The 13,353-nt window shown below is 66.6% G+C and carries 14 protein-coding genes; 5 read left to right on the forward strand and 9 right to left on the reverse strand.

What is annotated here, in order from left to right:
* Positions 1–39: 39 nt before the first annotated feature.
* Together QM789_RS16045 and QM789_RS16050 are read right to left on the reverse strand one after the other, a co-directional pair.
* On the reverse strand, positions 40–1,341 hold the full coding sequence (locus QM789_RS16045) for an ammonium transporter (RefSeq protein WP_420352845.1): 1,302 nt from the start codon (positions 1,339–1,341) through the stop codon (positions 40–42).
* Between the two features lie 24 nt (positions 1,342–1,365).
* Complete coding sequence (locus QM789_RS16050; protein WP_420342524.1) at positions 1,366–1,704, reverse strand: P-II family nitrogen regulator; 339 nt, start codon at positions 1,702–1,704, stop codon at positions 1,366–1,368.
* Between the two features lie 264 nt (positions 1,705–1,968).
* Here QM789_RS16050 and QM789_RS16055 point away from each other — a divergent pair, with 264 nt between their 5' ends.
* Complete coding sequence (locus QM789_RS16055) at positions 1,969–4,179, forward strand: transglycosylase domain-containing protein (protein ID WP_420352846.1); 2,211 nt, start codon at positions 1,969–1,971, stop codon at positions 4,177–4,179.
* Positions 4,180–4,209: 30 nt separating this feature from the next.
* Here QM789_RS16055 and clpB read toward each other — a convergent pair whose 3' ends face one another.
* The gene (gene clpB / locus QM789_RS16060) at positions 4,210–6,822 is read right to left on the reverse strand and encodes an ATP-dependent chaperone ClpB (RefSeq protein ID WP_420352847.1); all 2,613 of its coding nucleotides are present in this window, start codon (positions 6,820–6,822) and stop codon (positions 4,210–4,212) included.
* 212 nt (positions 6,823–7,034) lie between these two features.
* On the opposite strand from clpB, the gene pyrF reads away from it, so the two are divergent.
* The gene (gene pyrF / locus QM789_RS16065; protein WP_420352848.1) at positions 7,035–7,733 is read left to right on the forward strand and encodes an orotidine-5'-phosphate decarboxylase; all 699 of its coding nucleotides are present in this window, start codon (positions 7,035–7,037) and stop codon (positions 7,731–7,733) included.
* Here pyrF and QM789_RS16070 read toward each other — a convergent pair.
* The 5 genes from QM789_RS16070 to QM789_RS16090 all read right to left on the reverse strand — a co-directional run bounded on the left by QM789_RS16070 (position 7,730) and on the right by QM789_RS16090 (position 10,201).
* A complete protein-coding gene (locus QM789_RS16070; protein WP_420352849.1) occupies positions 7,730–7,993 on the reverse strand; it encodes an NfeD family protein in 264 nt (87 codons plus the stop codon). The two genes, pyrF and QM789_RS16070, sit on opposite strands and share 4 nt — an antisense overlap.
* A complete protein-coding gene (locus tag QM789_RS16075) occupies positions 7,993–8,874 on the reverse strand; it encodes an SPFH domain-containing protein (RefSeq protein ID WP_420352850.1) in 882 nt (293 codons plus the stop codon). Before QM789_RS16075 ends, QM789_RS16070 begins: the two co-directional genes overlap by 1 nt.
* A gap of 51 nt (positions 8,875–8,925) precedes the next feature.
* Entirely contained in the window at positions 8,926–9,072 is a 147-nt protein-coding gene (locus tag QM789_RS16080) for a hypothetical protein (RefSeq protein ID WP_420352851.1), read from the reverse strand.
* Entirely contained in the window at positions 9,069–9,308 is a 240-nt protein-coding gene (locus tag QM789_RS16085) for a GlsB/YeaQ/YmgE family stress response membrane protein (RefSeq protein ID WP_420352852.1), read from the reverse strand. Before QM789_RS16085 ends, QM789_RS16080 begins: the two co-directional genes overlap by 4 nt.
* A gap of 65 nt (positions 9,309–9,373) precedes the next feature.
* Positions 9,374–10,201: an SDR family NAD(P)-dependent oxidoreductase gene (locus QM789_RS16090; RefSeq protein ID WP_420352853.1), complete on the reverse strand. Its 828-nt coding sequence runs from the start codon at positions 10,199–10,201 to the stop codon at positions 9,374–9,376.
* A 67-nt stretch (positions 10,202–10,268) separates the two neighbouring features.
* Here QM789_RS16090 and QM789_RS16095 point away from each other — a divergent pair, with 67 nt between their 5' ends.
* Positions 10,269–11,717 carry an MATE family efflux transporter gene (locus QM789_RS16095; RefSeq protein ID WP_420352854.1) on the forward strand — a complete coding sequence of 483 codons (1,449 nt, stop codon included), beginning with the start codon at positions 10,269–10,271 and terminating at the stop codon, positions 11,715–11,717.
* A 112-nt stretch (positions 11,718–11,829) separates the two neighbouring features.
* Here the strand turns inward: QM789_RS16095 and QM789_RS16100 are convergent, their stop codons facing one another.
* Positions 11,830–11,988 (reverse strand): hypothetical protein, encoded by a 159-nt coding sequence (locus QM789_RS16100; RefSeq protein WP_420352855.1) that lies wholly within the window; start codon positions 11,986–11,988, stop codon positions 11,830–11,832.
* Between the two features lie 138 nt (positions 11,989–12,126).
* On the opposite strand from QM789_RS16100, the gene QM789_RS16105 reads away from it, so the two are divergent.
* Both QM789_RS16105 and QM789_RS16110 read left to right on the forward strand, forming a co-directional pair.
* Entirely contained in the window at positions 12,127–13,032 is a 906-nt protein-coding gene (locus QM789_RS16105; protein WP_420352856.1) for a DnaJ C-terminal domain-containing protein, read from the forward strand.
* Positions 13,029–13,352, forward strand: coding sequence for a chaperone modulator CbpM (locus QM789_RS16110; RefSeq protein WP_420352857.1), 324 nt, complete (start codon positions 13,029–13,031; stop codon positions 13,350–13,352). The genes QM789_RS16105 and QM789_RS16110 overlap by 4 nt, the downstream gene beginning before the upstream one ends.
* Position 13,353: the final 1 nt, after the last annotated feature.

Genomic DNA, 13,353 nt, shown 5'->3' on the forward strand with positions numbered 1-13,353 from the left:
GATGCCCGGGCCCTTTCGGTTCCTTCGGCGAAGGAAGGATCAGTCGTGATAGGCGCTTTCGCCGTGCGAGGTCTTGTCGAGGCCCTCGCGCTCTTCGTCGGACGAAACGCGCAGCCCGACGATGACATCGGTGATCTTGTAGAGGATGAAGGAAACCACGGCACCCCAGACGATGGTGATGACCACGGCCTTGATCTGCACGACGAGTTGCGAGCCCATCGTCACGCCTTCGGCATAACCGACGCCGCCGAACGAGGTCGAGGCGAAGACACCGGTCAGCACCGCGCCGACGATCCCGGCAACGCCATGGATGCCGAACACGTCGAGCGAGTCGTCATAGCCGAACTTGTTCTTCACCACCGCGACGAAGAAATAGGCCACCGCCGAACCGATGGCACCCAGCACGATCGCACCCACCGGGCCGACGAAGCCCGCCGCCGGGGTGACCGCAACCAGACCGGCGATGATGCCCGAGATCGCACCCAGGGCCGAGGCCTTGCCGCGCGCCAGCGTCTCGATCAGGCACCAGGCCAGCGTCGCGCCCGCGGTTGCCGTGAAGGTGTTGACCAGCGCCAGAACCGCCGTGCCGTTCGCCGCCAGCGCCGAACCGCCGTTGAAGCCCAGCCAGCCGATGAACAGGACCGCAGCGCCGATGAAGGACAGCGGCAGCGAATGCGGCGCCATCAGATCCTTGCCCAGGCCGATGCGCGGGCCGATGACGATCGCACCGACCAGCGCCGCGATACCGGCGTTGATATGCACCACGGTGCCGCCCGCGAAGTCCATCGCGCCCCAGCCGAAATACAGGCCGTTCGCATCCCAGGCCATGTGGGCGATCGGGAAATAGACGAAGGTCACCCACAGCGCACAGAACAGCACCGCGCCCGACAGCTTGATCCGGTCGACGAAGCCGCCGATGATCAGCGTCGGCGTCAGCGCGGCAAAGGTCATCTGGAACGCCACGAACAGATATTCCGGGATCGTGCCGGAGAGCGAATCAACCCCGATGCCCGACAGGAACAGCCGGCCAAAGCCGCCAAAGAACGGGCTTTCCGACCCGCCGAAGGCGAAGGAATAGCCATAGATCACCCAGATCACGATCGACATACAGGCGATGATCGCGGTCTGCACCAGTAGCGACAGGGCGTTCTTCGCGCGCACGAGGCCCGAGTAGAACAGCGCGATGCCCGGGAAGATCATAAAGGCGACGAGCGCCGTCGCCACGATCATCCACGCGGTATCGCCGGTATCGAGCACCGGCTCCGCATCCTGGGCCAGCGCGGGCAGGGCCGTCAGCGCAAGCGCAGACGCCAGGCCCGTGATTTTCGACAGGTTTTTCATTTTTTCACTTCCCCTGAGCGTGTCTTACAGCGCGTCATCGCCGGATTCGCCGGTCCGGACGCGCACCGCTTGCGCGACATCGAGAACGAAGATCTTTCCGTCGCCGATCTTGTCGGTCTTCGCCGACTTCAGAATGGTGTCCACGACCTCATCGGCCAGGCTGTCCGGCACCACGATTTCCAGCTTCACCTTCGGCACGAAATTCACTGCATATTCCGCACCGCGATAGATTTCGGTGTGACCCGACTGAGCACCAAAACCCTTGATTTCAGTCACCATCATTCCGCGCACGCCGATCGCGGTGAGCGCCTCGCGCACCTCTTCGAGCTTGAACGGCTTGACTGCTGCAATGATCAATTTCACTGGATTTCCCTTCCTAATGGTTTGCAGCGAAGATGCCAGAGACGGGCACCGCACGCCGCATCAAGGCGCCGCGAGGGCGTTTCAGACAAGCAGCGTGATGCTTTACAAGGCATATAGCCCCCCTGCCTGCGGCGGATAATTCCACAAAACAGGCACAACGCATAAAATTTCACCCATAGAAGAATCCGACATCACGAGCTTGCGGCCTGACATCCCGCCCCAAGCCATGTAGATTGGCGCAAAACACCAAGAACGGATCGAGCAATGGCGGGAACAGGCGGGCGGCGCGGGCCGCTGGTGGCGGAAAAGCGCTATGTTGCGGCAAAACCCGCAGCTCCGCGCAAACCGCCGCCGAGGAAGAAACAGGTGCGGCGGCCACCTCGGCGGGGGGGGATTCTCGGCTTCATCACCGGGATCGTGACCTTCGTGTGGCGCCTCGTCTGGGGCGCCGTCTGGCGGGTCGCGGCGGTTGTGGCGCTGATTCTGGGGGGCGCGACCTGGTATTTCCACGCGCAGCTTCCGGAATATACCGCGCTTCTGGATGGGCGGAACCGCGGCTCGGTCACGCTGCTCGACCGGCACGGCGATGTGTTCGCCTGGCGCGGAGAGACCTATGGCGGGCAGATCACGGCGGACAGCGTATCGCCCAACCTGCGCAACGCCATCATCGCCACCGAGGACCGCCGGTTCTATCACCACCTGGGCGTCAGCCCGCGCGGCATCGCCTCCGCGATCCGGATCAATCTGGCCGAGGGGCGCGGGCCGCTGGAGGGCAACGGCGGCTCGACCATCACCCAGCAGGTGGCGAAACTGCTGTGCCTGGGCGTGCCCTACGACCCGAAACAGTGGAAAACCGAAGCCGATTACGAAGGTGACTGCCGCTCCGGAGGGATCAAGCGCAAGATCAAGGAAATCCCCTATGCGCTGGCGATGGAGACGAAATATTCCAAGGATCAGATCCTGTCGATCTATCTGAACCGGGCCTATCTGGGCGCGGGCGCACGCGGGTTCGAGGCGGCGGCACAGCGCTATTTCGGCGTTTCGGCCAAGGATGTGACCCCGCAACAGGCGGCGATGCTGGCCGGTCTGCTGAAGGCACCCTCGACCTATGCGCCGACGACGGATCTGAAGCGCAGTCAGGAACGGGCGGGCATGGTGCTTGCGCTGATGCACGAGCAGGGTTTCCTGACGGAGCGGCAATGGGAAGAGGCGAAGGCCCATCCCGCCACGCTTTCCGATGCCGCGCAGGCGCGCGCGGGCGGCTATTTCGCCGACTGGCTGATGGATTCGCTGCCTGATTTCCTGTCCCGGGACACGACGGAGGATGTCATCGTCGAGACCACGCTCGACCAGAAGCTGCAACGCGCGGCGGAAGAGGCGCTGAAGGCGGTGTTCGACACCAAGGTGAAGGACAGCTCCGCCGCCGAGGCCGCAGTGGTGGTGATGTCCTCGGATGGCGCGGTGCGGGCGATGGTCGGCGGGCGCAAGACCAAGGTCTCGGGCGCCTTCAACCGCGCGACACAGGCGAAGCGGCAGACCGGATCGACCTTCAAGCCCTTCGTCTATGCCGCCGCGCTCGACATGGGCTGGACCCCCGACACGATCGTCGAGGACGCGCCGCTGACGGTCAACGTCAAGGGGTCGGGGCCGTGGTCGCCGAAGAACTATACCAAGAACTACCTGGGCTCGATCCCGCTCTGGCGCGCGCTGGCCAGTTCGATCAACACGGCGACGGTGCGGGTGGCGATGGCGGTGGGGCTCGATGCGGTGCGCACGGTGGCCACCGATTTCGGCTTCGCCTCCGATCTGGCGCGGGGGCCTGCGGTGGCGCTCGGCGTGTCCGAATCGACGCTGATCGAAATGACCGGCGCCTATGCCGGGATCCTGAACGGCGGGTCGTCGGTGAAACCCTACGGGCTGACCTCGCTGCGGCTGAAAAGCGACAGCGAGCCGCTGTTCGGCGCGGATGGCGGCATCGGCGAACGGGTGATTTCCGAGCGTGCCGCGCGCGAACTGATCTGGATGATGCACCAGGGCGTGGAACAGGGCACCTCGCGCCGCGCCCGGCTGGAGGGGCGCGAGGTCGCGGGCAAGACCGGCACGACCCAGGCCGCGCGCGACGCCTGGTTCATCGGCTTCACCGCGGATTATGTGGCGGGCGTCTGGATGGGCTATGACGACAACCGGCCGCTGACCGGCGTCACCGGCGGCGGCCTTCCGGCGGAGATCTGGCAGGAGGTGATGACCCGGGTGGAGAAGGGCGAACCCGCCACCCCTCTGCCGATGGCCTCGCCCTCCGAATGGCGCGGCACCGCCGGGCCGAATGCCACGCCGGGCGAAAGCTGGCAGGCGGGCGATCCGATCCCCGAAGGCGGCGTGCCCGTGGTCAACGGTCAGTTGGTAAAGCCCCCACCGCCGAAACAGGAAACGCTGGGCGACAAGATCAACGATCTGCTGCATTCCCTGACGCAATGAAAAAGGGCGGCCCGCGCCGCCCTTTCCCCTTTATTGCAGGACAACATCCTGTGGCGCGCCCTGTGCCGAGGGCGCCACATGCCCGCCGACGTTCAGCCCCTCCGGCCCCGCCGTGACCTTCACCGTCGCCCCGTCGAGCACCTTCCCCGCCAGGATCAACTCTGCCAGCGGATCTTGCAGCGTGCGCTGGATCACCCGCTTGAGCGGCCGCGCGCCATAGACCGGATCATAGCCTTCATCCGCCAGCCATTTCAGCGCCTCGGGCGTCAGGTCGAGCGTGATCTTGCGCGCCGCCAGACGTTTTTCCAGACGTTGCAACTGAATCCGCACGATGCCGTCCATGTTCTTGCGGGTCAGCCGGTCGAAGATCACCATCTCGTCCAGACGGTTCAGGAATTCGGGCCGGAAATGCGCCCGCACCGCCTGCATCACCTCGGCCTTGGCCGCGGCACTGTCCGTTCCCTCGGGCAACTGGCTCAGCGCCTGAGACCCGAGGTTCGAGGTCAGCACGATCAGCGTCTGCTTGAAGTCCACGGTGCGGCCCTGCCCGTCCGTCAGCTGCCCGTCATCAAGCACCTGAAGCAGCACGTTGAACACGTCCGGATGGGCCTTTTCCACCTCGTCGAACAGCACGACCTGATAGGGCCGACGCCGCACCGCCTCGGTCAGCACGCCGCCTTCGTCATAGCCGACATAGCCGGGCGGAGCCCCGATCAGCCGCGCCACGGAATGTTTCTCCATGAACTCGGACATGTCGATCCGCACCATCGCGGTGTCGTCGTCGAACAGGTATTCGGCCACGGCCTTCGTCAGTTCGGTCTTCCCCACCCCGGTCGGCCCAAGGAACAGGAACGAGCCCAGCGGCCGGTTTTCGTCGTTCAACCCCGCCCGCGCGCGGCGCACGGCATTGGCAACGGCGGTGATCGCCGTGTTCTGGCCGATGACCCGCTTGTGCAGTTCATCCTCCATCTTCAGCAGCTTTTCGCGCTCGCCTTCCAGCATCTTCGTGGTCGGGATGCCGGTCCAGCGTTCCACCACCTCGGCGATCTGCTCGGGGCGCACGGCTTCGGACACCATCGTGCCCTCGGCGCCGTCGGAGTCGGCCAGCTTCTTCTCCAGTTCCGGGATCCGCCCGTATTGCAGCTCCCCGGCCTTGGCGAAATTGCCCTCGCGCTTCGCCTGATCGAGTTCCGCCCGCGCCCGTTCCAGATCCGCCTTCAGGTCGCGGGTGGATTCCAGCCGGTCGCGCTCCGCCTGCCATTTGGCGGTCATCGCGGCGGCCCTGTCCTGCAACTCGGCCAGTTCCTTTTCCAGATGCTCCAGCCGGTCCTTCGACGCGGCATCGTCTTCCTTCTTCAGCGCCTCGGCCTCAATCTGCTTTTGCAGGATTTCGCGGTCCAGCGCATCGAGTTCCTCGGGCTTGCTGTCCACTTCCATCCGCAGCCGGCTCGCCGCTTCGTCCACCAGGTCGATCGCCTTGTCGGGCAGGAACCGATCCGTGATGTAGCGATGGCTCAGCGTCGCCGCCGCGACCAGCGCGCTATCCGAAATCTTCACCCCGTGGTGGAGTTCGTATTTCTCCTTGATCCCGCGCAGGATCGAAATCGTATCCTCCACCGTCGGCTCGTTGACCATCACCGGCTGGAACCGCCGGGCCAGCGCCGCGTCCTTCTCGACATATTTGCGGTATTCGTCGAGCGTGGTCGCGCCAACGCAATGAAGTTCCCCGCGCGCGAGCGCCGGTTTGATCAGGTTGGCGGCATCCATCGCGCCATCGGCCTTGCCCGCGCCCACAAGGGTGTGGATTTCGTCGATGAACAGGATGATTTCGCCCGTGGCGGCTTCGATCTCCTTCAGGATCGCCTTCAGCCGCTCCTCGAATTCGCCGCGGTATTTCGCCCCGGCGATCAGCGCGCCCATGTCGAGCGCCATCAGCTTCTTGTTGCGCAGGGATTCGGGCACGTCGCCGTTGACGATGCGCAGCGCGAGGCCCTCCGCGATCGCGGTCTTGCCCACGCCCGGCTCCCCGATCAGGATCGGGTTGTTCTTCGTGCGGCGGCTCAGCACCTGCATCGCGCGGCGGATTTCCTCGTCGCGGCCGATGATCGGGTCGATCTTGCCTTCCTCGGCGGCCTCGGTCAGGTCGCGGGCATATTTCTTCAGCGCGTCATAGCCTTCCTCGGCGCTGGCGCTGTCCGCCGTGCGGCCCTTGCGCAGGTCGTTGATCGCGGTGTTGAGCTTCTGCGCGGTGACGGCGCCCTGATCCAGCGCATCCTTCGCCCGCGTGTTCACCATCGCCAGCGCCATCAGGATCCGCTCCACCGGAACGAAACTGTCGCCCGCCTTCTGCGCGATCTTCTCGGCCTCGTCCAGCACCCGCACCAGCGATTGCTCGACGTAAACCTGCCCGTCGCCGCCCGATACCTTGGGCAGCTTCGACACGGCCAGGTCAACCGCCTCCTGCACGCGCTGCGGCTCGCCGCCCGCGCGGCGGATCAGGTTGGACGAAAGCCCCTGATCGTCATCCATCAATGCCTTGAGCAGATGCTCCGGGACGACCCGTTGGTGCCCCTCGCGCATCGCGATGGTCTGGGCGGCCTGAATGAAGCCGCGCGACCGCTCCGTGAACTTTTCCATGTTCATGCGGATATCTCCTTTTCTGAAGCCCCCGGGGGATTTGGGCGCCCGCGCTGGCGGCACGCTCTGATCCGGGTCTTGAGCCAGAGTTGGTCCCGCTTTCGGGGCGCTTCAAGGGGGTCTGTCCCTGCGGTGCGCAAAAAATGCGCACAGGCTTTGACTTGACCGCAGCCCGCAACGGGCGCAAAAGACGACCGTTTATCATCCCGGAGGCCCCGATGACCCTGCCCGCAGACGACCGCCTGATCGTCGCCCTCGATGTGCCCAATGCGCTGGCGGCGCTTGAGCTGGCGAAGACGCTGGGGGACAGCGTGTCCTTCTACAAGATCGGCCTCGGGATGCTCACCGGTGGCGGGCTGGCCCTGGCCAACGAATTGAAGGGGGAGTTCGGCAAGAAGATCTTCCTCGACATGAAGTTCTTCGACATCGGCGCGACGGTCGAGGCGGCGGTGCGCGGCATCGCGCGCTATGACCTCGACTTCCTCACCGTCCACGGCGACCCCCATGTGGTGCGGGCCGCGAAGGAAGGCGCCGCCGGGACCGGGCTGAAGATCCTCGCCGTGACGATCCTGACCTCGCTCGACCGGGCGGATCTGGACGGCGCGCTGATCCGCGCGGGCGATATTCAGGATCTGGTGACCGAACGCGCCGCCCGGGCGTTCGAGGCCGGGGCTGATGGCGTCATCGCCTCCCCGCGCGAGGCGGCGGCGATCCGGGCGCTGCCGCAGGCGGCGGGGCGGCTGATCGTCACGCCCGGCGTGCGGCCCGCGGGCGCCGATCTGGGCGACCAGAAGCGGGTGGAAACCCCCTCCGCCGCGCTCCGGGCCGGGGCGGATCACCTCGTCGTCGGGCGGCCGGTGTGGAAGGCCGCCGATCCGAAGGCCGCCGTTCAGGCGATCCTTGCCGAAATCGCCTAATCGTTGATGTCGCGGTGCCAGATCTTTTTCTGGCCCCGCCGCACCCCCGCCCAGCGGCGCATCGCAAACCACGCCGCCACGGCCAGCACGGCCATGGCGAACAGCATCGCGGGTAGGCTGGTGACGAGCCCGGCCCAGACCAGCGCCCCCGTCAGCACCGCCCCCACCGCGAAGCCGAGCAGGTAGAACCCCGGCAGGAACATCTCGCAGATCGCCAGCCCCACCCCGGCGACCATCCACAGCCACGGCTCGCGCCACATCAGCCGCGCCCCTTCAGCAGGCCGAAAGCATCCTTGAAGGCATCGAGCGCGGCGGCAGGAAGCAGCACCGTCTGTTTCCCCGCGCCCTTGCCCACCTCGGCCAGCGCCTCCACCTGTTTCAGCGCCACCTGATATTGCGCGGCCTCGATGCCGTTCTTGGCGATGGCTTCGGCGATGACCTCGGTCGCATAGGCTTCGGCCTCGGCGGTGATGCGCCGGGCCTTGGCCTGCTGTTCGGCGGCATACAATTCACCATCGGCGGCCAGTTCGACCGCCCGCTTGCGGCCCTCCGCCTCGGTCACCTGCGCGCGCCGGGCGCGTTCGGCGTTCAGCTGTTGCAGCATCGCGGCGCGGGTGGCCTCGTCCAGATTGACGTCGAGGATCTCGACCCGCGTGACCTCGATCCCCCAGTCATCGACCATATCGGCCAGGCTCGCCTGAATCGTGCCGATCAGGCTGGAGCGGTTCGACTGCACCGCGTCCAGTTCCATCTTACCGATCTCCGCCCGCACGATCCCGGCGACGGTGGTGGCGATGGCGCCGTCCACGTCGCGGATCCGGTAGACGGTCTTTTCCGGCTCGACGATGCGGTAAAACACCGAAGTTTCCACCTGCACCAGCACGTTATCCGCCGTGATCGCATCCTGTCGGCTGGCGGGCAGCATCCGTTCCAGCACCGAAACCCGATGCGCCACACGGTCCAGAAACGGCACGATGAAGTTGATCCCCGGCCCCAGCACCGCATGCAGCCGCCCGAACCGCTCCACCACATGCTTTTCCGACTGCGGCACGATCCGCACGCCCAGAAAGACGGCGACGATCAGAAAGACCGCAATCGCGATCAGCACGGCATTGTCGCCGATGACATCCTCGAAATACATGGTTCCTCCGCATTGCGCGCGATCATAGCCCGGCGCGGCGCGCGGGCAAATTCATTTCCCGGGCAGGAGCTTCACCCCCACCAGCACCGCCACCGCGACCACCGCCCAGCCGCCGGGCCGGGTGAACAGCCACAGCGCCAGCGCCAGAGCCCACAGCCCGATCCGCGACGCGGCCCCGCCGAGCAGCGCCCAGATCATCGCCGCGGCCCATAGATGCGCCACAGCCAGATCAGCGCGACCGCCCCCAGCACCGCCCCCACGAAGCCCGCCGCAAGGCCGGTCAGCGCGATCAGGAACCGCAGCACCAGCCCGCCCAGCAGCGCGCCGATCACGCCGATGGCGACGGTGGTGGGGATGTCGGTCTCCATCTTCATCAGCCGCGTGGCAAGGAAGCCTGCGGCGGCGCCGACGACGATCAGGGCAAGAATGGGCATGGGGCCTCCGGGTTTTGCGCCAATATGGGCCTTTGCACGCCCGGGCGAAAGGGCGCGATGGACCACTACGCCTTCGCCGCCAGCCAATCGCGCAGCCGCGCCGGGGCCAGCCTGCGGGTCAGCGCGGCCAGCCATGTCGCTGTGGTGATATAGTAATGGTCGCGCGGCGCCGGATCCTCCAGCGCGCGGATCAGCGCCGCCGTCACCGCCGAAGGGGGCAGTTCGAACCGATCCTTCTTGCCGGAGGGGTCATACAGCCGCTTCAGCAACGTGGCCTCGTATTGCGCCCGGCGCGGCGAGGCCCGCCACTCCACCCAGCGTTCGAAATGCGGAATGGAATTGAGCCGGAACCGCGTCGGGATCGGCCCGGGGTTCAGCGTGACGATCCGCACCGGCGTGCCGCGCATCTCCAGCCGCAGCACATCGGTCAGCCCTTCAAGCGCGAATTTGCTCGCCACATAGGCCCCGCGCCAGCGCGCCCCCATCAGCCCCAGCACCGAAGAGCACTGCACGATCCGCCCGCCGCCCTGCGCCCGCATCACCCGGATCGCGCGCGTCGTCAGGTCATGCAGGCCGAAGAGATTGGTCTCGAAGATCTCGCGCAGCGCGCCCACAGGCAGATCCTCGACCGCGCCCGGAATCGCGAAGGCCGCATTGTTGTAAAGCGCATCGAGCCGCCCCGCGAGCCCCAGCGCCGCCGCGAACCCCTCGGCAATCGACGCCGGATCCGCCAGATCCAGCCGCACCGCCTCCAGCCCCTCGCCGCGCAGCCGCGCGACGTCCTCGGGATCGCGCGCCGAGGCGATCACCCGCCAGCCCCGTGCCCGTAGTCCATGCGCCGCGTCATGGCCGATTCCCGAGGAACAGCCGGTGATCAGGATTGTTTTCGTCATCCGCGCCTCCGGGCCGTGACAATGCGCGGCGGCGCCCTAGAATGGAAGGGCCGAACGGAGGAAACCCATGAAAACCCGCACGAACCTGATCGAAGGGCCGATCGTTCCGGCGCTCCTGATGTTCGCCCTGCCGACGCTGGGATCTTCGGTGCTGCAATCGGCGAACGGCTCGATCGACGCGATCTGGATCGGGCGGCTTCTGGGGGAAAACGCGCTCGCCGCCACCACGAACGGCAATCTGGTGCTGTTCCTGCTCACGGCCTTCGTCTTCGGCTTCGGCATGGCCTCGACGATCCTGATCGGACAATCCATCGGCCGGGGCGACATTGCCGCCGCGCGCGAGGTGGTGGGCACCGCACTCGGAACCTTCGTGCCGATGGCGGTGCTGGTCTCGGTGGGCGGCTGGATCTGGGCGCCGCAACTGCTGGGCGTTCTGGGCACGCCGGCGGAAACGGTGCCGCTCGCGCTCGATTTCCTGCGGGTGATCTTTGCCGCCATGCCTGCGGTGCTGATGATGACGATGATCATGATGGCGCTGCGCGGCTCGGGCGATTCGATGACGCCCCTGATCTTCATGGCGCTGGCGGTGGTGCTGGATACGGTGCTGAACCCGCTGTTCATCCTGGGGCTCGGGCCGGTGTCGGCGATGGGGATTGGCGGATCGGCCTTTGCCACGGCGCTGGCGAATTACATCAGCCTGGCGGCGATGCTCGGCTATATCTACGCGAAGGATCTGCCGCTCAGGCTGCGCGGGCGGGAACTCGGGCTTCTGGTGCCGGTGCCTTCGGTGCTGCGGCTGCTGCTGGAGAAGGGGCTGCCGATCGGGATTCAGATGGTGGTGGTGTCCTCCTCGATGCTGACCATGCTGACGCTGGTGAACCGCGAGGGGGTCGATACCACGGCGGCCTTCGGCGCGACGCAACAGATGTGGACCTATGTGCAGATGCCCGCGATGGCCCTTGGCGCCGCCGTGAGCGCGATGGCCGCGCAGAACATCGGCGCGGGCCGCTGGGACCGGGTGGGCCGGATCACCCGCTGGGGCATCGTCTTCAACCTGATCCTGACCGGGGGGCTGGTGGTCGCGCTGTTCTTCGCCGACCGCCCGGTGATGGGGCTGTTCCTGGGCGACAGCGGCGCGGCGGTGGGCATCGCGCAGCATATCGGCCGGGTCTCCACCTGGGGCTTCGTGTGCTTCGGCATCACGATGGTGCTGTTCGGCACGATCCGGGCGAATGGTCAGGTGGTCTGGCCGCTGATCATCCTGTTCATCTCGATGTATCCGGTGCGGATGGGCTTTGCCTTCGGGCTGCGGGGCTGGCTTGGCGTCGATGCGCTCTGGCTCAGCTTTCCGGCGGCGATGGTCTCGACGCTGATCATGGCGACGGCGCTCTATCTGCACGGCGGCTGGCGCAGGGCCCCGGCGCTGCGCTTCGACGTCAAGGAGGTTTCGGGCGGGATCAAGGTGGTGGCCGAGGGCGCCCCCGCCCGCAACCCAAACGCGCCCGACGGCACCTAGCCACGGGCGAAATGCGCCTCGGCCCCGAACCGACAGGCCGCGAACACCCAAAGCGCCACCCCACCGCGGGCCACCCGATCAGATCCCCCGTGACCAGAGGCCACAAAGACCATCAGCCACAGCAGCACCAATCCGAAATCCCCCGCGCCGCCAGTGGCCAGCAGGCGCAGCGTCTCCCCGGGCGGCGGCACACTTCAAGGAACAGGTTGCCGAACAGCACCGGCAGGCCGTCGTCATGCAGGGTCGCCTCGCCCCCTGGAGGGAACAGCATATCGCCCCCCATGCCCCCGGCGCCAACCCCGAATAACGCCTGAAAAAGCGGCAAAAATTCCCGCCGGGGAATTGCCCGCAGGGCGGCAGGCGCCCATATTGTTCCCAAATCATGCGCCTGGGCGCAAAGGAATGACCGATGGCAGACGACACAAACAATCCCTATGCGGCGCTCGGGGTGGCGAAGACCGCCTCGGATGCCGAAATCAAGAAGGCCTATCGCAGGCTGGCAAAGGAACTGCACCCCGACCTGACCGGCAACGACCCGACCAAAGCGGATCGGTTCAAGGCGGTCTCGGCGGCCTATGACCTGTTGCACGACCCCGAAAAGCGCCGCCGCTTCGATGCGGGTGAAATCGACGCCTCCGGGCAGGAACGGCCGCAGCAGCAATATTACCGGCAATATGCCGAAACCGACCCTTCGGGGCGCTATGGCTTTGAAGGCGGGTTCGACGATCTGGGCGACCTGTTCCGCAACGCCTTCGGCGGGCGGGGGGGCTACTCCAATGCGCGGATGCGCGGGCAGGACCGGCATTTCCACATGGAGATCCCCTTCCTCGAAGCCATCACGGGCGGCAAGCATCCGGTGACCCTGCCCGGCATCGGCCGGGTGGAAATCGCCATTCCCGCCGGGATCGAGGACGGCCAGACCCTGCGCCTTGCGGGCAAGGGCGAGCCGGGCGTCAACGGCGGCCCGGCGGGTGATGCGCTCGTCACCGTCACCGTGGCCGAAGACCCGGTGTTCCGGCGCGAGGGCAACGACATCCACATGGATCTGCCGATCTCGATTGACGAGGCGGTTCTGGGCGGCCCGGTCGAGGTGCCGGTGCCGGGTGGGCGCGTGCGGCTGAAGGTGCCCGCCAATGCCTCCTCGGGCAAGGTGATGCGGCTGCGCGGCAAGGGCGTGAAGGGCGGCGACCTGCTGGTCACGCTGAAGATCGTGCTGCCCGAAACCGAAGACCCGGCGCTGGCCGAGGCAATCCGGGCCTGGCGCGCGAAAACCGCCTATGACCCGCGCAAAAGCTGGGAGGGGAACCGGACATGATGACCGAAGCGGAAATCCTGACCCGGGTCGCGCGGCTGACCCGGGACCGGCTGACGGTCTGCGTGGCGCAGGCCTGGGTCCGTCCACGGCTGTCGGATGGGGGGCAGGTGTTCGACGATACCGACCTCGCGCGGCTGCGGCTGATCGTCGAGCTGACCGAGGACATGGCGGTGAATGACGAGGCCGTGCCGCTGATCCTGAACCTGATCGACGAGGTGTCCACGCTCCGGCGGCGGATGCGGGCGGTGGATGCCGCGCTTGGCGCCGAAGGCCTGCGCGACACGCTGGTGCAGCGGCTGCTGACGATGCGGGAGCACTGAC

Origin of the sequence: Paenirhodobacter sp. (genome assembly GCF_047600745.1) — a bacterium.
Taxonomy (GTDB): domain Bacteria; phylum Pseudomonadota; class Alphaproteobacteria; order Rhodobacterales; family Rhodobacteraceae; genus Rhodobacter.

Coding starts and splice junctions, on each gene's coding strand:
- QM789_RS16045 (WP_420352845.1), bottom strand. CDS start 1,341: ATGAAAAACCTGTCGAAAATCACGGGCCTGGCGTCTGCGCTTGCGCTG.
- QM789_RS16055 (WP_420352846.1), top strand. CDS start 1,969: ATGGCGGGAACAGGCGGGCGGCGCGGGCCGCTGGTGGCGGAAAAGCGC.
- clpB (WP_420352847.1), bottom strand. CDS start 6,822: ATGAACATGGAAAAGTTCACGGAGCGGTCGCGCGGCTTCATTCAGGCC.
- pyrF (WP_420352848.1), top strand. CDS start 7,035: ATGACCCTGCCCGCAGACGACCGCCTGATCGTCGCCCTCGATGTGCCC.
- QM789_RS16070 (WP_420352849.1), bottom strand. CDS start 7,993: ATGTGGCGCGAGCCGTGGCTGTGGATGGTCGCCGGGGTGGGGCTGGCG.
- QM789_RS16075 (WP_420352850.1), bottom strand. CDS start 8,874: ATGTATTTCGAGGATGTCATCGGCGACAATGCCGTGCTGATCGCGATT.
- QM789_RS16080 (WP_420352851.1), bottom strand. CDS start 9,072: ATGATCTGGGCGCTGCTCGGCGGGGCCGCGTCGCGGATCGGGCTGTGG.
- QM789_RS16085 (WP_420352852.1), bottom strand. CDS start 9,308: ATGCCCATTCTTGCCCTGATCGTCGTCGGCGCCGCCGCAGGCTTCCTT.
- QM789_RS16090 (WP_420352853.1), bottom strand. CDS start 10,201: ATGACGAAAACAATCCTGATCACCGGCTGTTCCTCGGGAATCGGCCAT.
- QM789_RS16095 (WP_420352854.1), top strand. CDS start 10,269: ATGAAAACCCGCACGAACCTGATCGAAGGGCCGATCGTTCCGGCGCTC.
- QM789_RS16100 (WP_420352855.1), bottom strand. CDS start 11,988: ATGCTGTTCCCTCCAGGGGGCGAGGCGACCCTGCATGACGACGGCCTG.
- QM789_RS16105 (WP_420352856.1), top strand. CDS start 12,127: ATGGCAGACGACACAAACAATCCCTATGCGGCGCTCGGGGTGGCGAAG.
- QM789_RS16110 (WP_420352857.1), top strand. CDS start 13,029: ATGATGACCGAAGCGGAAATCCTGACCCGGGTCGCGCGGCTGACCCGG.